The sequence below is a fragment of the Caldinitratiruptor microaerophilus genome, assembly GCF_025999835.1.
GTDB classification, from domain to species: Bacteria; Bacillota; Sulfobacillia; order Symbiobacteriales; family ZC4RG38; genus Caldinitratiruptor; species Caldinitratiruptor microaerophilus.
The window spans coordinates 3,305,045-3,326,870 of the sequence record NZ_AP025628.1; the positions used below are offsets into that span (position 1 = coordinate 3,305,045).

The window sequence follows — 21,826 nt, forward strand, 5'->3', positions numbered from 1 at the left end:
TGAGGCCTTGGGACGTTACGTCGTGCAGCGCCTCGTGACCATGGTGGTCGTGCTGTGGGTGATCGTCACCCTCACCTTTTTCATGATGCGGGCGATTCCCGGCGGTCCCTTCGCCAGCGAGAAGAATATCCCGGAGGCCGTCCTGCAGAACATCGAGAGGCGCTACAAGCTGGACCAGCCCCTGTGGAAGCAGTACACGGATTACCTCTCCAACGTGATCGTCTGGGACCTGGGGCCGTCCTTCAAGCTCGAGGGCGTGACGGTGAACGACATCATCAACCGGGGATTCCCGGTTTCCGCCACCCTGGGCGCGCTGTCCGTCCTGCTGTCCCTGGCCGTGGGGGTTCCCGCCGGCATCATCGCCGCGATGCGGCACAACGGCACCGCCGACCGGGTGACCATGGCCCTGACGGTGCTGACGATCTCCGTGCCGAGCTTCATCCTGTCGACGGTCCTGCAGTACGTCTTCGCCTTCAAGTTGCGCTGGTTCCCTCCGGCCCTGTGGGGCTCGTGGAAGCACATGGTCCTGCCGACCCTCGCGCTCTCGAGCTTCAGCATGGCGTGGATCGCCAAGCTGACGCGGTCGAGCCTCCTCGAGGTGATCGGCCAGGACTACATCCGCACCGCCCGGGCGAAGGGGCTGCCGGAGGCGGTCATCACCTGGCGCCACATGCTGAAGAACGCGATGATCCCGGTCATCGCTTACTTGGCCCCGCTCACGGCGGCGCTCCTGACGGGGACGTTCGTCATCGAGAGCATCTTCGCCATCCCGGGGCTCGGCCGGGAGTTCGTGACCAGCATCGCGAATCGGGATTACACCGTGACGCTGGGCGTGACCGTGTTCTACGGGGCCCTGCTCGTGGGTCTGACCCTCGTGGGCGACCTCCTGACGGCCCTGGTCGACCCCCGGATCCGGCTGGAGGGGGATTGAGATGGCAGCTGTCCTTCCCCAGACCAAGTTCGCCCCCGCCCGGGTCCGTGCAGGCGAGGCCGAGCGCATCACCACCCCGCCGATCAGCTTCTGGAAGGACGCGTGGCGGCGGTTCCGGGCCAACCCGCTGGCCGTGCTGGGCCTGGTGATGCTGGCCGTCATCGCGGTTGCGGCGATCGTGGGCCCCGAGCTCACCCCGTACAGCTACTCCGACCAGAGCCTCCTGAACCGCGACAAGCCACCGAGCGCCGAGCACTGGTTCGGCACCGACAACCTGGGCCGCGACCTCTTCACCCGCGTTCTCTTCGGCGCCCGGATCTCCCTGACCGTCGCGGTGGCCGGCGGCGTGATGCAGGGCATCATCGGGGTGGTCTACGGCGCGGTCGCCGGACTCCGGGGCGGCACGACCGACAACTTCATGATGCGGATCGTGGACATCATCGACACGATCCCCCTCACCCTGTACGTGATCCTCCTGATGGTGGTCATGGGCCCGGGGATGAAGAGCATCCTCATCGCCATCGGCATCACGTACTGGACCCGGATGGCCCGGCTCGTCCGGGCGCAGGTCCTCTCCCTGAAGGAACAGGAGTTCATGCTGGCCGCCCGGGCCCTGGGAGCGTCGATGAGCCGGCTCATCTGGCGGCACCTCGTCCCGAACACCGTGGGCCCCATCATCGTGGCGCTCACCTTCGAGATCCCGTCGGTGATCTTCACCGAGGCGTTCCTCTCGTACATCGGCCTCGGCGTCAGCGCCCCGATGGCGAGCTGGGGCGTGCTGGCCTCCGAGGGAGTCCGGTCGTTCCGGTCCTACCCCTGGCAGATGACGTTCCCGGCCCTGGCGATCGTGATCACCATGCTGTCCTTCAACTTCGTCGGCGACGGGCTCCGGGACGCCCTGGACCCGAAGCTCCGGCGCTAGGGGGGCGAGCCGTGGCGAACCTGCTGGAGATCGAGAACCTGCACGTCACGTTCCACACCTACGCCGGCGAGGTGCAGGCCGTCCGGGGCGTCGACCTGACGCTGCGGGAGGGCGAGTCCCTGGCCATCGTGGGCGAGTCGGGGTCGGGCAAGAGCGTCACGATGCTGTCGGTGATGCGGCTCTTGCCCCGGAACGCGACCGTGACGGGCCGGATCCGCTTCGCCGGTCGGGACGTGCTCGCCCTGCGGAACTCGGAGCTGCGGCGGGTGCAGGGGCGGGAGATCGGGATGGTCTTCCAGGATCCGATGACCTCCCTCAACCCGACGCTGACCGTCGGCCTGCAGATCACCGAGAGCCTGCGCTACCACCTGGGGATGGGGAAGCGGGAGGCGGAGGAGCGGGCCATCGAGCTCCTCAAGATGGTGGGGGTCCCCGCCGCCGAGTCCCGCCTGAACCAGTACCCGCACCAGTTCTCCGGCGGCATGCGGCAGCGGGTGATGATCGCCATCGCCCTCGCCTGCCAGCCCCGTCTCCTCATCGCCGACGAGCCCACGACGGCACTGGACGTGACGATTCAGGCCCAGATCATGAACCTTCTGAAGGAATTGAAGAAGAAGCTGAACATGTCCCTGATCCTCATCACCCACGACCTGGGCATCGTGGCCGGGATGGCGGACCGGGTGATGGTGATGTACGGCGGGCAGGTGGTCGAGCAGGGGCCCGTGCGGGACATCTATTACAATTCCCGCCACCCGTACACGTGGGGCCTCCTGCGCAGTGTCCCCCGGGTCCACGCCTCCCGGCGCGAGCGCCTGGAGTCGATCCCCGGGTCCCCGCCCAACCTCCTGGCGCCTCCGTCCGGCTGCCCGTTTCACCCGCGCTGCCGGCACGCGATGGTGATCTGCGAGGAGGAAGCCCCCCAGCTACAGGAAGTGCGGGGGGAGCACCGCTCGGCCTGCTGGCTCCTGCACCCGCAGGCCCCCCGGGTGGAGTGGGAGGAGGCACGGGCGCAGTGAACGAAGAGCTTGCCACGCACCGCCCGGAACCGGACCGCACCGGCGGGCCCCTCGTCGAGGTCCAGGACCTCAAGATGCACTTCCCGATCGTGCGGGGCTTCCCGCTGCAGCGCGTCGTCGGCCACGTCAAGGCCGTCGACGGGGTGAGCTTCGAGGTCTACCCCGGCGAGACGCTCGGCCTCGTGGGGGAGAGCGGCTGCGGCAAGACCACCGTGGGCCGCACGCTCCTGCGCCTGTACGAACCGACGGCCGGCACGATCCGCTTCGACGGGCGGGACATCACCCGGCTGCCCGAGCGGGAGTTCTTCCCGTACCGCCGGCAGATGCAGATCATCTTCCAGGACCCGTACGCCTCCCTGGACCCCCGCATGACGGTGGGCGACATCATCGGCGAGGCGCTGGACATCCACGGGCTCTACCCCGGCCGCCAGGAGCGGATGGAGCGCATCTACGAGCTGCTCGACATGGTTGGCCTCCTGCCCGAACACGCCAGCCGCTTCCCGCATGAGTTCTCCGGCGGCCAGCGCCAGCGGATCGGCATCGCGCGCGCCCTGGCGGTGCAGCCGCGGTTCATCGTGGCCGACGAGCCCATCTCCGCCCTGGACGTCTCCATCCAGGCGCAGGTCGTGAACCTGCTGGAGGACCTCCAGGCCCAGCTCGGGCTGGCGTACCTCTTCATCGCCCACGACCTGTCGATGGTCCGGCACATCTCCCACCGGGTCGCGGTCATGTACCTGGGGAAGATCGTGGAGACGGCCCCGGCCGTCGAGCTGTACGCCCACCCGGTGCATCCGTACACCCGGGCGCTGCTCTCGGCCGTACCGGTTCCCGATCCGGAGATCGAGGCCTCCCGGGAGACGATCCTCTTGGAGGGCGACCCGCCCAGCCCGATCAACCCGCCGTCGGGCTGCCGGTTCCGCACGCGCTGCCCCCTGGCCTCGCCCCGGTGCGCCGAGGAGGAGCCGGTGCTGCGGGACGCCGGCGGCGGCCACCGGGTCGCCTGCCATCACCCCGAGGGGGCGTGAGTCGCCGTCCCCGTTCGCCCGAACCCCGCCGCCACCAGGCGGCGGGGTTCTCCGCATATCGCGGCGCACGTGCCCGTAGACATCGACACGGAGACCTCTCCGGGCCGATGGGGGGCGACGGCCATGGGGCAGGGGCGGTTTCGACTCCCGGACTTCACCCGGCCGGGTGCGCGCTGGATCGGACTGGGCCTCCTCGCCCTCCTGGTGGGGGCGGTGGGGGCGCGGTTTGGCAAGGCCCGGCCCGCCGAGTCGCCGATGGCGGCCACCGGGGCGCGCCGTACCGTCTGGGTGGCGGCGGTCGAGTTCAAGGGGACCGCCGACGCCGGCAAGGAGCCGTTCCCCGCCGAGGAGCCTCCGCCGGGCCAGGGCATCCGGCTCATGCCGCCCCGCCGTGGCAAGTGGGAGACGGAGGCCTACCGCTGGGACCCGGGCCTCATCGTCGCCTACCAGGGCGACGAGCTCGACCTGCACTTCTGGGGCGTGAACGGCGACGTCCACCCGGCGGAGATCGAGGGCTACGGCCAGCGGTTCACCGTCCGCCGCGGCCGCCTGACCCGGGTCCGGCTGGTCGCCGACAAGGTCGGCCTCTTCCGCATCGTCTGCCACACCCACACGCCCTCGATGGTCAGTTACCTCCTCGTCCTTCCCCGGTCCGTCGCCACGGTGCCGGCGCCGTGACCGGTCGCGCGGCCGCGCGGGGATCCGGCGCCAGAGCCGCGTTCGCCGGCGCCGCCTTCCTGACGGGACGCCGGAGCCCTGCCCGGACTCCGGGGCCGGTGCCGGGTACCGGAGTCCTCGCCGCCGCCGCGCGGTGAGGGCTGCAACACCTCCGGCCGAAGCGCCGCCGCGCAGGCGGGATCCGCCTGGTCGCTCCCAGGCTTGAGCATGGCGAAGTGCAAATCAGGTACCGCTACGCTTTGGCTTGCGGTGCCTGAACTGCACACGGGACCCTGAGATGCCCCTCGTGCGGAAGGTTCCGGACCCTCCCGTGAGCGCTGGAGTTCACCATCCGTTGGCGTTCTGTCAACTAGCCTCCACCCTGGGGCAGGTTGTTGTGCAAATCAGGCACCGCTAGGGTTTGGCTTGCGGTACCGAATGTGCCCACCAGGGCTCCCGGGGCGCTCTGGCTGCGCCCAGGGGGCCTCGTACGCGCCGGCGGCAGGTCCAGCGCCAAAACTGTACCATCCTTATAGAACACTTGCTTGACCCGCCACCGGTTTCCTGTTAGACTGGCGCCAAGCGACAACGGAACCATCCTCTTATCCAGAGCGGCGGAGGGAACTGGCCCGATGAAGCCCGGCAACCCGCGGCGGAGCGCGCACGCCGCGAAGGTGCCAACTCCACCGGTGACCCCGGGAGATAAGAGGGCGGCCTGGCGGCGATGCTGCGGGCCTCCCCCGGCCGGGGGAGGCCCGCTCGCACGTCCGTGAGCCCCGCCTGTCACGAGGAGGACACGTTCGCATGCCCATCGAGCAGCAGGAGCGCAGCTACACCCTGGACACGCTGGCCGTTCACGCCGGCCAGGACCCCGACCCCGTCACCGGGGCCCGGGCGGTGCCGATCTACCAGACCGTCGCCTACCAGTTCCGCGACACCGACCACGCCGCCCGGCTCTTCGCCCTGCAGGAGCCCGGGAACATCTACACCCGGATCATGAACCCCACCGTCGACGTCTTCGAGCGCCGCGTCGCCGCCCTCGAAGGCGGCGTGGGGGCCCTGGCCACGGCCGCGGGCCAGACCGCCGTGCTCTTCAGCATCCTCAACATCGCCGGGGCCGGGGACGAGGTCGTTGCCTCCACCGGCCTGTACGGCGGCACCTGGAACCTCCTCGCCGTCACGCTGCCGCAGTACGGGATCACGACCCGCTTCGTCGACCCCGACGACCCTGAGAACTTCCGCCGGGCCATCACGCCGCGCACGAAGCTCGTCTTCGTGGAGTCGGTGGGGAACCCGAAGCTCAACGTCGTCGACATCGAGGCGGTGGCGAACATCGCGCACGAGGCAGGGTTGCCCCTGGTGGTGGACAACACCGTCCCCACCCCGTACCTCCTCCGGCCGATCGAGTGGGGCGCCGACATCGTGGTGCACTCGGCGACGAAGTACATCGGGGGCCACGGGGTGGCGCTGGGCGGCGTCATCGTCGACAGCGGCCGCTTCCCCTGGAACAACGGCCGCTTCCCGCGCTTCACCGAGCCCGACCCCGGCTACCACGGGCTCCGCTTCTGGGACGCCGTGGGGAACCTGGCCTACATCACCCGGGCGCGCACGAACCTGCTCCGGGACCTGGGCGGCAGCCTGAGCCCCTTCAACGCCTTCCTCCTGCTCCAGGGCCTCGAGACCCTGCACCTCCGCATGGAGCGGCACTGCGAGAACGCCCGCCGGGTGGCGGAGTGGCTCCAGGGCCACCCGCAGGTCGCCTGGGTCCACTACCCCGGCCTCAAGTCGAGCCCCTACCACGAACTCGCCCGGAAGTACCTGCCCAGGGGCCAGGGCTCCATCGTCACCTTCGGCATCAAGGGGGGCCCGGAGGCCGGCCGGCGGTTCATCGACAGCCTGAAGCTCTTCAGCCACCTGGCCAATATCGGCGACGCCAAGTCGCTGGCCATCCACCCGGCCACCACGACCCACCAGCAGCTCGACGAGGAGGAACAGCTCCTCACCGGCGTGACGCCCGACCTCGTCCGGCTGTCGGTCGGCATCGAGGGCGCCGACGACCTCATCGCCGACCTCGACCAGGCCCTGGCGGCCGCCGCCAAGGCGTAGGCGGTCACATCTGGAAGGCGCCGATCGCCTCCGTCATCCGCCGGCTCATCGCCGTCAGGGACTCGATCGCCCCGGCGATGTCGCCCGCCACCGCCGCCGACCCCTGGCTCGCGGCCGACACCTCCCGGGCCGTGGACGCCGTCGTCTCCGCCACCCGGGCGATCCGCTTCACCATCTGCTCGACCTCTTCCATCATGGCGGCGACCTCCTCGGTGGCCGAGGAGTGCTCCTCCACCTGCGCCACCATCCCCGTCGTCGCCTGGGTGGCCGCCGAGGTGGCCTCCAGCATCCCGTCGGCCAGGCGGGAGATGCGGGCCGCCTGCTCCCGGGCGCCGTCGACGGCCTTCTGGATGCGCTCCAGCGCCTCCCGGAGCTGGCCCGCCTGCGCCACGCCCTCCTCGACGCGCCGGGCGCAGCCGCCGACCGCCTCGCTGGCGGCCCCCAGCGCCTCCATCATGGCGGCGAGCACCTCCCGGATGCGGCCGGCGGCCTCCCGGGAGCGCTCGGCCAGCCCCCGGACCTCGTCGGCGACGACGGCGAAGCCCCGGCCGTGCTCGCCGGCCCGGGCCGCCTCGATGGCGGCGTTCAGGGAGAGGAGGTTCACCTGGCCGGCGATCTCGTCGATCACCTGCAGGAACTCGGCGACCTGGCGGGCGTGGCCCTCGAGGCTGGCCATCCGCTCGGCGGCCTGGGTGGCCAGGGAGTACATGGCCTCCAGGCTGCCGGCGGTGGCGGCGGCGACGCCGGCGCCCTCGGCGGAGGTCCGGGCCGTGTGGGCGGAGGCGTCCTCGACCTGGTGGGCGGTGTCGGCCACGGCCCGGGCGGCGCGCTCGACCTTGTCGAGCTGCTCCATGACCCGGGCGGCCTCCTGGGACTGGACCTGGGTGGAGGTGGCGATCTGCTCCACGGCCCGGGCGACCTCGGCGAGGCGCTCGGAGGCCTGGGCGACGTCCTCGGACTGCTGCCGGGCGCCCTCGGCGAGGCCGGAGGCGGCCTCGGAGACCTCGCGGGCGAGGCGGCTGACCTCGGCGGCGTGGCGGCCGAGGAGGCCGGCCTGCTCCTCGACGGTGTGGCTCTCGGTGCGGACGGCGCCGAGGAGGTGGCGGAGGTGGCCGACCATCTCGTCGATGCTGCCGGCCAGGGCGCCGATCTCGTCCTTGCGCCGCAGGCCCATGCGGACGGTGAGGTCGCCGGTGGCGACCCGGCCGGCGACGGCGGCGGCGGCGGCCAGCGGCCGGGCGACCCGGGCCCGGACGATCCAGGCGCTCAGGAGCGTCCACACCGTGGCCACGGCCCCCACCACCGGCACCGCCAGGCGGATCTTCCGGACGCTCGCGACGGCCGCCTCGGCGTGATCGGCCTCCACCCGGGCGTAGGCCTGTTGCGCCGACGAGACGGAATACGTGATGTTGGTGATCGCATCCATGACCCAGTTCTTGTAGAGCATCAGGGTGCCTTCATTGCCGCGCTCCTGGAACGCGGTGTCGACGTACTCGGGGACCTTGGTCAGGTTCTCCACCGCCAGGTCCAGCGTGCGGACGACGTTGTCGAGGCCGGCGCCGGCGGCCGCCTCGCGTTCCTTCCGGATCAGGTCGGAGGCCAGCTGGAAGCTCGTGAGCATCGACTCCTTCTGGCCCTCCGTGGTGAATTCGCTGATCTGGGTGGCCGTGCGGGCGACCTCCAGGAGGAGCTGGTTCGCCTGCGTCAGCTGCGCCATCCGCGCCATGTCGGTGCTGCTCCGGCGCGTCTGGTCCACGAGGAGGTTGGAGAGCCAGAACCCGAAGCCGCTCAGCCCCACCACCACGAGGATCAGGAAGAAGAACAGGGCCTGGAGCTGGGCGGCGATCGTGAGGGAAGGCAGGCGGAAGACCGGCAGACGGAGCCGTTGCATACGCGCACCAACGTGTTGCATGCGGAGCCCCCCGGACCTTTCGTTGTCGTAACAGATACCATCTCCGTTGTATCGGATTCCCATGGAACCGTCAACCAGCAATCCCGGTAGGTGGCTCGCGGCCGAGTCGGGTGCGGCGCGAGAGAGCGGGCCGGAGAGCAGGATTCGCTTTACACGGGTCTGGCCCTGTGTTACAATCAAGTCCGCTGGCGACAGGCCAGTTTTCTTGTGTTGTGCCCTTCCCGGACTCCACTCCGTGATTGCGAGGTCAGGGTCATGGAAAAGCTGCGCCAGTGGATCGAGGACGCAAAGAAGTACCTGCGCGAGGTCCGGGGGGAGCTGCGCAAGGTGGTCTGGCCGGACCGCAGGCAGACGACCGTCCTGACCTCGGTCGTCATCCTTTCCAGCGCCCTGGTGGCCGTGATCATCTGGGCCTTCGACAAGCTGGTCAGCGGGCTCATGCTACTCCTTCTGGGAAGGTAGGTGGCGGGCCCACCCGTGGCCCCGTCCGATGGAAGGCGAGAAGAAATGGTACGTCGTGCACACGTACTCCGGGTATGAAAACAAGGTGAAGGCGAACCTGGAGAAGCGTGTGGAGTCCATGGGCATGCAGGAGAAGATCTTCCGGGTCCTGGTGCCCACGGAGGAAGAGCTCGAGGACAAGGGCGGCGGGAAGAAGAAGATCGTCAAGAAGAAGGTCTTCCCGGGCTACGTCCTGGTGGAGATGATCATGAACGACGACTCCTGGTACGTCGTCCGGAACACGCCGGGCGTGACGGGGTTCGTCGGTTCGGGCAGCCGCCCGATCCCCCTCCTGGAGGAGGAGGTCCGGCAGATCCTGGGCCAGGCGAGCGGCGAGGAGATCAAGCACCGCATCACGGTCCAGGTGGGCCAGCACGTGCGGGTGCGCACCGGCCCGTTCAAGGACTTCATCGGCGTGGTGGAAGAGGTCGAACCCGAGAAGGGGAAGGTCAAGGTCAAGGTCAACATGTTCGGCCGGGAGACGCCGATCGAGCTGGACCACCACCAGGTCGAGGAACTCTAGCCCGTCCGCCGCAAGGGCCGCCACATCAGGGAGCTCTGGGGCGCCCCCCGGCGCCCCTGGCTGTGGGAGGGCGTGCGAGCTCGCCGCCCGCCAATACCACGCGGATGAGGAGGAAGGCCAGTGGCCAAGAAGGTAACCGCCGTCGTCAAGCTCGCCCTCCCGGCCGGGAAGGCGACGCCGGCGCCGCCCGTCGGCCCCGCCCTGGGCCAGCACGGCGTCAACATCATGGCGTTCTGCAAGGAGTACAACGAGCGCACCAAGGACCAGGTCGGCCTGGTGATCCCGGTCGAGATCACCATCTACGAGGACCGCTCCTTCACCTTCGTCACCAAGACCCCGCCGACCTCGGTCCTCATCAAGAAGGCGCTGGGGATCGAGACCGCCTCGGGCGAGCCCAACCGCAAGAAGGTCGGCAAGCTCACCCGGGCGCAGCTCCGGGAGATCGCCCAGATCAAGATGCCCGACCTCAACACGACCGACATCGAGGCCGCCATGCGGCTCGTGGCCGGGTCGGCCCGGTCGATGGGGGTCGAGGTGGAGGAAGCCTGATCGGGGGCTCGCCCCCCGACTTGTGGGAGGCCTGCTCCGGCGTGCCGGCCGGACGGCCGACCGTCACCACAAGGAGGGAACGCCATGCCGAAGCACGGGAAGCGTTACCGTGAGGCCGCACAGAAGATCGACCGGGGCACCCTCTACGACCCCGCCCAGGCCATCGCCCTGGTGAAGCAGGCGGCGCCGGCGAAGTTCGATGAGACCGTCGAGGTCGCGGTCCGCCTGGGCGTCGACCCCCGGCACGCCGACCAGCAGGTCCGTGGCGCCGTCGTCCTCCCGGGCGGCACGGGGAAGACCCGCCGGGTGCTCGTCTTCGCGAAGGGCGAGAAGGCGAAGGAGGCGGAGGCGGCCGGGGCCGACTACGTCGGCGCCGAGGACCTCGTCCAGCGGATCCAGGAGGGCTGGCTGGACTTCGACGTGGCCGTCGCGACCCCCGACATGATGGGCATGGTGGGCCGCCTCGGCAAGATCCTGGGACCGCGTGGCCTCATGCCGAACCCGAAGACCGGCACGGTGACCTTCGACGTCGCCAACGCCATCCGGGAGATCAAGGCCGGTAAGATCGAGTACCGGACGGACAAGGCGGGCATCGTCCACGCGCCGATCGGCAAGGTGTCCTTCGACGAGGGTCGCCTCCTGGAAAACTTCCGGACCCTCATGGACGCCCTGATCAAGGCCCGGCCGGCGGCGGCGAAGGGACAGTACCTGAAGAGCATCACGGTGTCCTCGACGATGGGTCCGGGCATCAAGGTGAACCCGGCCCGCGCCGTGGCGGCGCCGGAGCGATGAGCGGAGAGGCCGCCGGGCCCACCCCCGGCGGCCTCAGCCTTCCGGCCGGCGGCGGCCGGTCGGCGATGGCCGGCCGGAGGCGGCCGGGCCGCAGCGGCGGTCTCCCGGCAGCCGCGGTCGCCCTGCCCTGGTGGTCTGACCACCTGGAGGCCGCCCGGAGCGTGCGATTTTGTTTGCGTGGGCACGAACGTGCGCCGACACGACGATAGTTTGCGGATTTTTAACCCAAGCGCCCTTGATTTTGCATCTCGCCCGTAGTATTCTGAAGGCAACAAGAAGCCCAAACACCTTGCGGTCGTGCAGCCAGCGGCTGGAAGTCTGCGGGTGCGGGCTCCGGCCTGCCGGTGAGTACACAGGTCGGGTAGAAAAAAGGAGGCACTTGCCATGGCCGTTTCCCGTGAGGTCAAGGAGCTTCAGAACCGCCTGGACGATCTGCTTGAGCGCTGGCTCACCGCCACGCCTGCGGAGCGGGCCCAGCTAGTCCTCGAGAAGATGCGCCTGGAGGAGGCTCTAGAGGCCGCCAAGCGGCGGGCCAAGGCGAGCTGAGGCGGAAGCTGCCCGCGTACGCTCCCTTGGTGCATCCGGGATACGTGGCCGGTGGCCACAGCGGCAGGGGCAAAACTTCCTGCGGCTGTGGCCTCGGCGCGTCTTGAGGCGGCCGGGGGCTGCAGGGGCTCCGGGGCTCTGCGGGCGCGCCCGCGACGGGCGCCGGCGGGTGCAGCGGGTGCGGCTGGCTTTCCCCCCACGGGTGTGCTACACTGGCCGTGGCGGCAGGGAACCCGGGTGCACGGCGCCCGGGCGATCCCTGCGTCCGCGGTCGCCGCACACCCGCGTCACCAAAACGGCAGCTCTTCGGGCTGTCAGCGACGCCGGGCAGGAGTAGCCGCCCGGCGTCGGACGTTCGGGCCCCACCCCGGGCGCGACACCGGCCGGGGCCGCCCACGGCAGGGTCGCGGCGGGCCGCGCATCCTACACGGCGAGGGGGGCCCGGCGGTGCCGGTCCTGCTCGAGGTCACGAAGGTGTTCACGTTCGACGCGGCCCACCGGATCGACGAGTACGTCGGCAAGTGCCACGACCTGCACGGCCACACCTACCGCCTGGAGCTCACGGTACGGGGGCCCCGGGATCGCCGGGGTATCGTCGTCGACTTCCTCGACCTGAAAGCGATCTTCAAGGAGTTCTACGAGGCGGTCCTCGACCACAAGTTCCTGAACGAGACCCTTCCGACCGCGAACACCACGGCGGAGAACATCGCGGTCTGGTTCTTCAACTACTGGGAGCGGTACGTGAGCCCCCGCTACCCCCACGTCTGGCCCGAGCGCATCCGGCTCTGGGAGACGCCGACCTCCTACGTGACCCTGAGCCGGGCCGACTGGGAGGCCGGCAAGGCCGACGGCGACGCCGGCTGGCCCCCGGCGGAGGCGGCCCGCGGCGCGGAGGCCGAGGGGGGGCCGGCCCGGTGCGGATGACGGAGATCTTCCTCTCCCTGCAGGGGGAGACGTCGTCGGTGGGGCTACCGACCATCTTCGTCCGCACGAACCGCTGCAACCTCCGTTGCACTTACTGCGACACGACGTACGCCTTCTACGGCGGCTACTCCATGAGCATCGACGAGATCATGGACCAGATCCGCTCCTACGGCTACAAGCGGGTCTGCCTCACCGGCGGCGAGCCGCTCGTGCAGCCCCGGGAGGAACTCCAGGCATTCTTCGATCGCCTCGCGGAAGAGGGGTACGAGCTGTCGGTGGAGACCGGCGGCTCCATCGACATCGGCCAGTGGCGGCTCCATCGCCCCCGGCAGCGGTGGATCGTGGACATGAAGGTGCCCTCCTCGGGCGAATCGCACCGCATGTGCTTCCAGAACCTGGAGCAGGTGGCCTACCCGGACGAGGTCAAGTTCGTCTGCGGCAGCGAGGAGGATTACCTCTGGTCCCGGCACCTGATCGAGCGGTACCGCCTCCAGGGTCGGGCGCACATCCTCTTCGGGCCGGTCTGGGGGCAGCTGGAGCCCCGCCTCCTGGCCGGGTGGATCCTGCGCGACCGGCTCGACGCCCGCCTGCAGCTGCAGATCCACAAGATCATCTGGGACCCGGCCGCCCGGGGGGTGTGACGGTGGAACGGGAGGTCCTCGCCTTCATCCGGGAGCCGGGGGACGAGGCGGCCTTCGACGACCTCGCCCTGCGGCTGTTCCGCTGGCAGCGGGAGCGCAATCCGGTGCTGGCCTCCTTCTGGGCCGGCGCCCGGCCCCGGCACTGGCGGGAGGTGCCGCCCCTGCCCGTCGGCGCCTTCAAGCAGGCGGCCGTAGCCTGCGGCGACCCGGCCCGGGCCGTGGCGGTCTTCGAGACCTCCGGGACCACCCGGGGACCCGAGGTGCGGGGCCGGCACCACTTCTTCACCCTCGACCTCTACGACGCGGCGCTCCTCCCAGTGTTCGAGCGCTACCTGCTGCCCGACGGCGCCCGGCTGCCGATGTTCATCCTGACGCCGCCGCCGGAGGCGGCACCCCACTCGAGCCTGAGCTACTACTTCGGCGTGATCCGCCGGGAACTCGGCGGGCCCGGCAGCCGCTTCTTCTGGGACGGCGGCGCCGGCGACCTCCTCTATGAGGCACTTGCCCGGGCGCTGCGCGAGGCGGAGGCGGCGGGCACGCCGGTCGTCCTCCTCGGGACGGCCTTCGCCTTCGTGCACTTCTGTGACCGGGCCCGGCAGGAGGGCTGGCGGTTCCGGCTCCCCCCGGGGTCCCGGGCGATGGAGACGGGCGGCTTCAAGGGGCGCTCCCGGGAGCTGCGCCAGCCCGAGCTGTACGCCCTCATGGCGGAGGTCCTGGGCATCCCCCCGGCACGCATCGTGAACCAGTACGGCATGACCGAGCTCTCCAGCCAGTTCTACGAGCCGAACCTACGCGACCCCCGGTACGCCGGCTTCCCCCGCCCGAAGCAGGGCGCCGCCTGGTGCCGGGTCGTGATCCGGGACCCGGAGACCCTGGCCGAGGTGCCCGACGGCGAGGTGGGGCTGATCGAGGTCGTCGACCTCGCGAACGTGGGCTCGTGTGCCTTCCTGCTCACGCAGGACCTGGGGCGGAAGGTCCCGGGCGGCTTCGAGGTGCTCGGGCGGGTGCCGGGAGCGGCCCCGCGGGGCTGCTCCATCGCGGCCGACATCGTCCTGGGCGGGAGCGGACGTCACCCGGGGGAGGGCGCCTGAGGTGGACGCCTTCTGGCTCCCCGGTCTGGCCGGTGTGCCCACCCGCACCCTCCGGGTGGGCCGGGCGGAACTCACCGTGCCGGACCTGACCCCGGCGCACCTGGAGCACCTGAGCACCACGCTCCTCGAGAACCGCCGCCGCCACCTCGCCGGGCGGAGGACGGCGGAGATCCTGGCCGCGCTGGAGGCCGTGGCGGCGCGCTGGCGCGACCCCTCTTACCCCCTGCGCCGGGCGGCCGAAGAGTGGCTCCCGGCAGTCACGGGCTACGCGCCCGCGATGGTCGCCGAAGGGCTCCGCGCCCAGGTGGAGCGGGCCGCCGGCCCCGCGCTCCGGGCGCTCCTGGCCGCCGAGCTGCCCGAGGGTGCCCTCGACGGCTTTGTCCCCCACCCCGGCGGCAGCGGGTGGACCCGGGCCTTCGGGCCGGAGCTGACGGGTTTCGTGTTCAGCGGCAATGTCCCCGGCATCCCGGCCTTTCACCTGGCGACGGGCCTCCTCATCCGGTCCGCCTGCCTGGCGAAGACCGCCACAGGGGAGCCGCTCTTCGCCGCGCTGTGGTGCCGCTCCCTGGCGGAGGTCGACCCGGGTCTCGGGGCCTGCGTGGCGGCGGCCTGGTGGCCCGGTGAGGCCGCCGACCTCCACCAGGCCGCCTTCCGGCGGGCGACGGCCGTCGTGGCCTTCGGCAGCGACCCGAGCCTGGCGGCCCTGCGCCCGCACCTCCCGCCGGGTTGCCGCTTCGTAGCGCACGGGTCACGCATGAGCCTCGGGGCGATCGCCCGGGAGGCCATGACGCCGGCAGGCCTTCCGGACCTGGCCGGGCGCGCCGCCCGGGACGTGGCCTTCTACGACCAGCAGGGGTGCGTATCGCCGCACGCCATCTTCGTCGAGGAAGGGGGCGAGCGATCCCCCGCCGACTTCGCCGCCGCCCTGGCCGCCGCCCTGGAGCGCCTGCAGGGCGTGTGGCCGCGGGCGGCGCTGGGTCCCGAGGACGCGGCGGACATCCAGGTGGCCCGCGGGGAGTACCGGTTCGTGCCCGGCGCCCGAATCTGGACCTCGCCCGGCTCCACCGCCTGGAGCGTGGTGTACCTCCCGCAGCCGGGGCTCGAGGCATCGACCCTGGGCCGCTTCGTCTTCGTCCACCCGGTGCCGGACCTGGCGGCCATCGCCGGCCTGGCGGCTCCCTGGGCCGGGGTGCTCCAGACCTGCAGCTACGCCGGCCCGCCCGAGCGGGGCCGGGCGCTGGCCGCGGCCCTGGCGCCCCTGGGCCTCAGCCGCCTCTGCCCCGTCGGCCGGGCTCAGGAACCGGCGCCCGCCTGGCACCACGACGGCAGCCCCGTGCTCCTGCCGCTCCTGCACTGGTGCGACGTGGAGGCGCCGGTGCAGGGCGCCGTCCGGGAGGAGGACGTGCCCGCTCCGGCCCGCGGCGGTCCGGCCGGGGGCGACCTGAAGGTCCTGCAGTCCCGCCACCTCCTGCACTCCGAGCACGACTTCCGGATGGCGCGGGAGAAGGGGCCGGTCGTCATCGTCCGGGGCGAGGGGTCCACCGTCTGGGACTCGGACGGCCGGGCCTACCTGGACGCGCAGGCAGGGCTGTGCCTGGTCAACGTCGGCTACGGGCGACGGGAACTGGCCGAGGCGGCGCGCCGGCAGATGGAGGCCCTGCCCTACTACCACACGTACTGGCGCTTCGGCAACGAGCCCGCCGTCCGGCTCGCGGCCCGGCTGGCCGAGCTGGCGCCGCCCGGGCTGGAGCGGGTGTACTTCACCCCCGGCGGTGCCGAGGCGGTGGAGGTGGGCATCAAGCTGGCGCGGGCATACCACCGGGCCCGCGGCGAGCCCGGCCGTCACAAGATCCTGGCGTTCCGCAACGCCTACCACGGGTCGACCTACGGCGCGCTGTCCGCCACCGGTCTGGCACCCCACCGCGACCCGTTCGGGCCGCTGGTGCCGGGATTCGTGCACGTCGAGCCGGGTGACCTGGCCGCCCTGGAGGCGGCCCTGGCAGCGGAGGGGCCGGAGACGGTGGCGGCCCTGGTCGCCGAGCCCATCCCGGCCGTCGGCGGCGTCACCGTGCCGCCTCCGGACTACTGGCCCCGGGTCCGGGCGCTTCTGGACCGGCACGGCGTCCTCCTCGTCGCCGACGAGGTGCTGACCGGCATGGGCCGCTGCGGGACGGTGTGGTGCCTGGAAGGGGTGTACGGGGTCGTCCCGGACATCCTGGCCACGGCGAAGGGGCTGACGTCGGGCTACCTGCCGCTCGGGGCCACGATCGTCCACCGGCGCATCGCCGGCGCCCTGGAGGCGGCCGACCTCCCCTTCCTCCACGGCCACACCTACTCCGGGCACCCCGTGGCGTGTGCCGTGGCCCTGGCCGCCGTGGACATCCTCCTCCGCGAGGACCTGCCCCGGCGGGCAGCCGAGCTGGGCGCACGGCTCATGGACCGCCTCCGGGCCGCGGGCAACCCCCACTTTGCCGACGTCCGGGGCCAGGGGCTCCTCATCGGCGTGGCCCTGCCGTGGCCGGACGGGACCCAGTTCCGGGTCGAGGAGGCCTGCTTCCGGCGGGGGGTCATCATCGGCGTGTGCCCGTACACCCCCGTCCTGATGCTGACGCCGCCCCTGACCATCCGGGAGGAGGAAGTCGACCGCCTCGTCGCCGTCGTCGACGAGGCGGTACGGGAAGTGGGGGCGGGGGCGCCCCGGTAGCCGCACGGCCCGGCCCCCTCCCCGAGGCCGGCCCGTGCGCCGTCAAGCCAGCCACTGCCGGACAAGCGTGAGGAACTGCGTTAGCCAGCCATAGATCCGGTCGACCCAGGCGCGCAGGAGCGGCGTGTCCGTCCCCAGGAACGCGTGGAGTTCCGCCCGGGCCTTGGCCAGCTGGTCGTGGACGCCCTGCCAGTCGACGTTCGCTGCCTTCATCTTCTGCACCAGGACGACGAGCTCGTCGACCATCTCGTCGCTGAGTCTGACGCCCAGGTCGGCGGCGACGCTCCGAATCAGCCGGCGGATCGACTCGGGGGAGTTCGACGGGTGCTGCGCCATCCGCTCCTTCAACCGGGTCATGAAGGCGGCGGCCAGGTCGGGGTTGCCCACCGCCCGGGCGAGCCGGATCGTCTGCGCCACCTCGGCCGGCGCCACCGCCTTGCGCTCGGGCGCCAGCGCCGTCCCGGCGGCGGTCTCGTATGCCTTCAGGATGCCGGCCAGGGCGGCGGTGCCGGAGACATCGAACGGAGCGGCCACCGTGACCTCGGCGTCCCGGATGCCGGCCGTGGCGAGCGCGTTCTCGTACATGGCCGGGGTGACGGTCGTGATGTGACGCGTCGTGACCCGGATGCCCGATCCGGACGGCGCCGGCCGCACCAGCACGGACGAGATCGCCCGGGAGCCGATGGTGCGGGCGTCGAAGTGGGCGCCCAGCAGCCGGTGCTCCTCGGCGTTCGTGACGGTCAGTTCGACGGCTCCCTCCGGGACGGAGAGCAGCGCCGCGAGGGCCGCCTTTTCCCCGGCCGTGAGGTCGGCTCCCCAGGTCACGACGACCTTCCCCCCGGTGCGGTCACCACCCCCGGCGGCCGCCCCGCCCTTCGCCGCCGCAAGCGCCGTGGACGCCCCGCGCACACCGAGCCGGGCGTCTGCTTGCACCGCGCTACCGGATACCGCCTGCAGCCTGGCGCCGGAGCCCCCTACCAGCTTCACGCCGGCCCCCAGCGTCGCCCGGGCTCCGAGGCCGATCCCTGCCCGGCTTCCCGCAGCCCCGGCCGCCACGGGCAGCAGCAGCGCAACGCCGGCCATGGCCGCCGCACTCAACCACCTGCTCGTTCGGCGGGTCATCTCTCTCAGCCCCCTCTCACTGTGTATCTACGCAGAGGTATCGCAGCCGGAGCGGAAAAGATGTCCGTCGCCGGGGCGCGGCGCAAGGCGGCGCCGGCGTGTTCGCACCACCGGACACGTGCGATGGGGGCAGGAACCGTGCCCCCGGGGACCTAATTGACGTGTGACAGTGGACGGTGCAGCGAACCTGGCTGTGAAGCAGCGCCAGTGGGAGGCAAGGCGACGATGCGGCTGGCAGGCAAGAGGGCGCTCGTGACGGGAGCCGGATCGGGCATCGGACGGGCCATCGCGGTGGCGTTCGCGGCCGAAGGGGCCCGGGTCGGGATCGTGGACGTGGATCCGGCGGGCGGCGAGGAAACCCTGGCAGAGGTGCGCCGGCTGTCCGGCGGGTTCTTCTTCGCCGCCGACGTCTCCAAGGCGGCGGACGCCGAAGCCATGGTCGCCGCAGCGGTCCGGGAGCTGGGCGGGCTGGACGTGCTCGTGAACAATGCGGGGGTGGGGGTGGCCGCCACCCTCCACGAGACGTCGCTGGAGGACTGGCAGCGCGTCATCGACATCGACCTGACCGGGGTCTTCCTCGGGTGCAAGTACGCCATTCCGGTGTTCCTGAACCAGGGGCACGGCAACATCATCAACATCGCCTCGGTCGCCGGCCTCGTGGGGGTGGCGAACCGGGCGGCGTACAACGCCGCCAAGGCGGGGGTGGTGGGCCTCACGAAGTCCATCGCGGCCGACTACTCCGCCCGCGGCATCCGGGCCAACGCGATCTGCCCGGGGACCGTCGACTCTCCCTGGATCCAGAAGATCCTGGCCTCCGACCCGGACGCGGCCGCCACCCGGCGGAAGATGGAGCAGCGCCAGCTCCTCGGGCGCATGGGCAGGCCGGAGGAGATCGCGCGCCTCGCCGTCTACCTGGCCTCCGACGAGAGCGAGTTCATGACGGGCTCCGCCGTCGTGATCGACGGCGGGATGACCGCCGTCTAGCGCGGGGCGCCGGTGCGGTCAGGCGGCCCCGCCCCGCAGGGCCAGCGCCAGGAGTTTCCCCAGGGAGACGAGGAGCTGCGCCGCGGCGAAGGTCTGGCCGAACGCCGTGGCGGTGGCTGACCGCAGGATGGACAGGGCGATCACGACCTCCAGGAGCGACCGGGTGGCGGAGTGCGGCGTGTTGCGGGCGTTCTCGACGGCAGCCACCAGGAGGATCGCGGGCAGTCCGAGGGCGGTCAGCGGCACCTCCTGTGCGGCTTCCACGCGGATCACCCTGGCGTGCGCGGGCAGGGGCGCAGGGCACGTGCCCGGCGCCCCTACACAGTTTGCGTAACGACTTCGCGTCTGGGCATGGGACCTGGTTTACGGAACGCCGCCGTACGGTGAACTTCGGCCCGCAAGACGCGCCGAACCCTCCCGCACGACGGCGTCTCAAGGTCTCGTGTGCAGTTCAGGAACCACGAACCGAAGCGTAGCGGTCCCTGATTTGCACAACAGCCTGCCCCGGGGTGGAGTCTAGTTGACAGAACCCAAACGTATGGTGAACTCAAGCGCTCGAGGGAGGGTCCGAAACCTCCCGCACGGGGGCGTCTCAAGACCTCGCGTGCAGATCAGGCACCGCTAGCCGAAGCGTAGCGGTGCCTGATCTGCACGTCCCCAGGCTCGAGCCCGACACCCACCACGCGGATCGCGCCCGCGCGGTGGCGTTTCGACCGGACGTCTCAGCCGCTGACCACCCGACCTGCACCAACGCCGCGGAGGGCGCGGGTACCGAGCCCACGGTTTCGGCTGCCGGCCAAGGCTCCGGCGCCCCCACCGCGGCGTCGGCGATCACGGCTGTGGCGTCGCCTCCGGGCGCGGCCCCGCGAACGGTCACGGTGCTGCCACCGTGGCGGCGTGCGGAGAGGGATACTGGGAAGACGGATCATCGTTTGGGAGAGCCAGATCGTGGCTTCCAAGCTTGACTTCCAAGTTATCTTCCAAGTAACATGACAACTAGCATGTTGCTTGTAAGTTGGTGAGTGGGATGTTGGAAGATGACCTCGCCCAATTGGTGGAGGACCTTCGCCACTTTCGTGCCGACACGAGCCGGGTGGAGGCCAAGAAGGCGAGTCGCGTGCTCCCCCAACGGTTGTGGGAGACCCTCTCCGCGTTTGCCAATACCCCAGGCGGTGGCGTGATCATCCTCGGTCTCGACGAAGAAGCGGGGTTCGCGACGGTCGGCGTGGAAGACCCGGGAAAGATCCAGGCCGATGTCGCCTCCCTTTGCGACCAGATGGAGCCTCCACTGCGGCCACTCATCGAACTCCACCGGTTCGAGGGGAGAACGATCGTCACGGTGGAAGTGCCGGAGGTTCCCTTCAATCAGAAGCCCTGCTTTTACAAGGGCGCCGGTCTCATGGGGGGCGCGTTCATTCGTGTGGCAGATGGCGATCGAAGACTGACCCAGTACGAAGTCCAGTTGTTCCTGGACGCGAGAGGACAGCCAACGTACGATCTCGAGCCTGTTCCTGGTACTACGTTGAAGGACCTCGATGAGGACCTCCTCAAGCAGTTCTTGGGGAATCTTCGCAGGAAAACCGGAACCCCTTATCACGGGTGGGGGGACGACCGTCTCCTCCGGGTTTTCCGGGTAATCACGGAGCATGAAGGAGTCTTGACGCCGACCCTGGCCGGCTACCTAACGTTCGGTGTTTATCCACAGGAAGTATTTCCCGGCCTGCACTTGACGGTCGTTCGCTACCCCAGCGTTAGAGCCGGAGACACCGGCCCCCATGGCGAGCGTCTCGTCGATAACGTGAAAGTTGAAGGTAACATCATCACGATGCTCGAGGAAGGGCTTCGTGCGATCCGCAAGAACATCGCGACCCGCGCGGTGATCCGCGGGTTGTTCCGGGAGGACGTGCCCGAGTACCCATTCGAGTTTCTGCGTGAGGCACTCGTGAATGCCCTCGTCCACCGCGACTACTCCCCCCTTGCCCGGGGTAGCGCCGTGCAGGTGAGGATCTTCCCCGACCGCATCGAGATCGAGAACCCCGGCGGTCTCTTTGGACCTGTCACAGAGGAGCGTCTGGGGGAGCCAGGGCTCCAGTCCTCCCGCAACGCGTACCTGTTGAAGATTCTCGAAGACTTGCCCCAGCCCGGCACCGGGCGAGCCGTTTGCGAGAATCGGGGAACGGGAGTCGTAACGATGCTGGAAGCACTGCGCCGGGCAGGTATGGAACCCCCTGACTTTCACGATTCCCGAACCACGTTCCGCGTCGTCGTTTCCAACGGGAGCTTGCTCGACGAGGAAACCCTTGCGTGGCTAAACGGTTTGGCCGGCCTACCGCTACGCGACACGCAGCGGCTCGCCCTGGCCTACGTGCGCCGCCATGACAGGATTCGGCATGCCGAGTATCGGCGCCTCAATCCCCAGCTTGACTCGGGCGAGGTGAGCAAGGAACTGCGCGAACTCATTGCCTTGGGGCTCCTGGAGCCGCACGGAACCAGGCGCTGGACCTATTACACCCTGAAGGATTACACCCCGGAGGAGACCGGAGGGCGTCGCGGGAAGGTTGTGGTGTCTGATCCTCAGGCCCAGCAGGTCACCAGGCCCCGGCGCCCGGACAGGCGCGAAGAGATCGTACGAGTACTTCGCCAGCACGGCGCCCTCTCTGCAGCGGAGATCGCCGCCCAGCTCGGCTTGACGCGGCAGGCGGTGCTGAACTGGTTGAGCGTCTTGCGTGCGGAAGGTCGGGTGGAGACGACGACGCCCACCGTGCGAAGCCCACACGTCCGTTACCGGGTCAGAGACTAGACAGCACCGCTTACAAGCAACATCCCAACTCGCATGTTGCTTGCAAGCCGGCAGTGCGGGATGTTTGGAAGAGGACCTCG

20 protein-coding genes and 1 riboswitch are annotated in these 21,826 nt (G+C 70.5%); of the genes, 17 read left to right on the plus strand and 3 right to left on the minus strand.

The genetic code is table 11. The features are described 5' to 3' along the window. The first annotated feature begins 7 nt into the window (after positions 1–7). From caldi_RS16040 to caldi_RS16065, 6 genes are all read left to right on the plus strand, one after another. Positions 8–931 carry an ABC transporter permease gene (locus caldi_RS16040; protein ID WP_264842748.1) on the plus strand — a complete coding sequence of 308 codons (924 nt, stop codon included), beginning with the start codon at positions 8–10 and terminating at the stop codon, positions 929–931. Position 932: 1 nt separating this feature from the next. Next, complete coding sequence (locus caldi_RS16045; protein WP_264842749.1) at positions 933–1,853, plus strand: ABC transporter permease; 921 nt, start codon at positions 933–935, stop codon at positions 1,851–1,853. A gap of 11 nt (positions 1,854–1,864) precedes the next feature. Further along, complete coding sequence (locus tag caldi_RS16050) at positions 1,865–2,869, plus strand: ABC transporter ATP-binding protein (RefSeq protein WP_264842750.1); 1,005 nt, start codon at positions 1,865–1,867, stop codon at positions 2,867–2,869. Between the two features lie 74 nt (positions 2,870–2,943). Next, positions 2,944–3,894: an ABC transporter ATP-binding protein gene (locus tag caldi_RS16055; RefSeq protein WP_264844833.1), complete on the plus strand. Its 951-nt coding sequence runs from the start codon at positions 2,944–2,946 to the stop codon at positions 3,892–3,894. 123 nt (positions 3,895–4,017) lie between these two features. Next, positions 4,018–4,572 carry a hypothetical protein gene (locus caldi_RS16060; protein ID WP_264842751.1) on the plus strand — a complete coding sequence of 185 codons (555 nt, stop codon included), beginning with the start codon at positions 4,018–4,020 and terminating at the stop codon, positions 4,570–4,572. Between the two features lie 578 nt (positions 4,573–5,150). Then, positions 5,151–5,260, plus strand: a riboswitch (SAM riboswitch). 95 nt (positions 5,261–5,355) lie between these two features. Further along, a complete protein-coding gene (locus caldi_RS16065) occupies positions 5,356–6,657 on the plus strand; it encodes a homocysteine synthase (RefSeq protein WP_264842752.1) in 1,302 nt (433 codons plus the stop codon). A 4-nt stretch (positions 6,658–6,661) separates the two neighbouring features. Here the strand turns inward: caldi_RS16065 and caldi_RS16070 are convergent, their stop codons facing one another. Beyond that, positions 6,662–8,548, minus strand: a complete 1,887-nt coding sequence (locus caldi_RS16070; protein WP_264842753.1) for a methyl-accepting chemotaxis protein — start codon at positions 8,546–8,548, stop codon at positions 6,662–6,664. 276 nt (positions 8,549–8,824) lie between these two features. Between caldi_RS16070 and secE the strand changes: the two genes are divergently transcribed. The 9 genes from secE (at position 8,825) to caldi_RS16115 (ending at position 16,840) form a co-directional block, all read left to right on the plus strand. Further along, positions 8,825–9,031 (plus strand): preprotein translocase subunit SecE, encoded by a 207-nt coding sequence (gene secE, locus caldi_RS16075; RefSeq protein WP_264842754.1) that lies wholly within the window; start codon positions 8,825–8,827, stop codon positions 9,029–9,031. A gap of 28 nt (positions 9,032–9,059) precedes the next feature. Beyond that, a complete protein-coding gene (gene nusG / locus caldi_RS16080) occupies positions 9,060–9,593 on the plus strand; it encodes a transcription termination/antitermination protein NusG (RefSeq protein ID WP_264842755.1) in 534 nt (177 codons plus the stop codon). Positions 9,594–9,713: 120 nt separating this feature from the next. Beyond that, entirely contained in the window at positions 9,714–10,142 is a 429-nt protein-coding gene (rplK, locus tag caldi_RS16085; protein WP_264842756.1) for a 50S ribosomal protein L11, read from the plus strand. Between the two features lie 84 nt (positions 10,143–10,226). Further along, complete coding sequence (gene rplA / locus caldi_RS16090; RefSeq protein ID WP_264842757.1) at positions 10,227–10,934, plus strand: 50S ribosomal protein L1; 708 nt, start codon at positions 10,227–10,229, stop codon at positions 10,932–10,934. A 384-nt stretch (positions 10,935–11,318) separates the two neighbouring features. Further along, positions 11,319–11,480, plus strand: coding sequence for a hypothetical protein (locus caldi_RS16095; protein ID WP_264842758.1), 162 nt, complete (start codon positions 11,319–11,321; stop codon positions 11,478–11,480). Positions 11,481–11,927: 447 nt separating this feature from the next. Beyond that, on the plus strand, positions 11,928–12,404 hold the full coding sequence (gene queD / locus caldi_RS16100; protein ID WP_264842759.1) for a 6-carboxytetrahydropterin synthase QueD: 477 nt from the start codon (positions 11,928–11,930) through the stop codon (positions 12,402–12,404). After that, complete coding sequence (locus caldi_RS16105) at positions 12,401–13,045, plus strand: radical SAM protein (RefSeq protein WP_264844834.1); 645 nt, start codon at positions 12,401–12,403, stop codon at positions 13,043–13,045. The genes queD and caldi_RS16105 overlap by 4 nt, the downstream gene beginning before the upstream one ends. Positions 13,046–13,047: 2 nt before the next feature. Next, the gene (locus tag caldi_RS16110; protein WP_264842760.1) at positions 13,048–14,136 is read left to right on the plus strand and encodes a LuxE/PaaK family acyltransferase; all 1,089 of its coding nucleotides are present in this window, start codon (positions 13,048–13,050) and stop codon (positions 14,134–14,136) included. Position 14,137: 1 nt separating this feature from the next. Next, on the plus strand, positions 14,138–16,840 hold the full coding sequence (locus caldi_RS16115) for an aminotransferase class III-fold pyridoxal phosphate-dependent enzyme (RefSeq protein WP_264842761.1): 2,703 nt from the start codon (positions 14,138–14,140) through the stop codon (positions 16,838–16,840). A 42-nt stretch (positions 16,841–16,882) separates the two neighbouring features. Here the strand turns inward: caldi_RS16115 and caldi_RS16120 are convergent, their stop codons facing one another. Next, positions 16,883–17,962, minus strand: a complete 1,080-nt coding sequence (locus caldi_RS16120) for a DUF1002 domain-containing protein (protein WP_264842762.1) — start codon at positions 17,960–17,962, stop codon at positions 16,883–16,885. A 225-nt stretch (positions 17,963–18,187) separates the two neighbouring features. Between caldi_RS16120 and caldi_RS16125 the strand changes: the two genes are divergently transcribed. After that, a complete protein-coding gene (locus tag caldi_RS16125; RefSeq protein ID WP_264842763.1) occupies positions 18,188–18,946 on the plus strand; it encodes an SDR family NAD(P)-dependent oxidoreductase in 759 nt (252 codons plus the stop codon). A gap of 18 nt (positions 18,947–18,964) precedes the next feature. Here the strand turns inward: caldi_RS16125 and caldi_RS16130 are convergent, their stop codons facing one another. Continuing rightward, positions 18,965–19,210, minus strand: a complete 246-nt coding sequence (locus caldi_RS16130; protein ID WP_264842764.1) for a hypothetical protein — start codon at positions 19,208–19,210, stop codon at positions 18,965–18,967. Between the two features lie 763 nt (positions 19,211–19,973). On the opposite strand from caldi_RS16130, the gene caldi_RS16135 reads away from it, so the two are divergent. Then, positions 19,974–21,746 (plus strand): ATP-binding protein, encoded by a 1,773-nt coding sequence (locus caldi_RS16135; RefSeq protein ID WP_264842765.1) that lies wholly within the window; start codon positions 19,974–19,976, stop codon positions 21,744–21,746. Positions 21,747–21,826 lie beyond the last annotated feature (80 nt).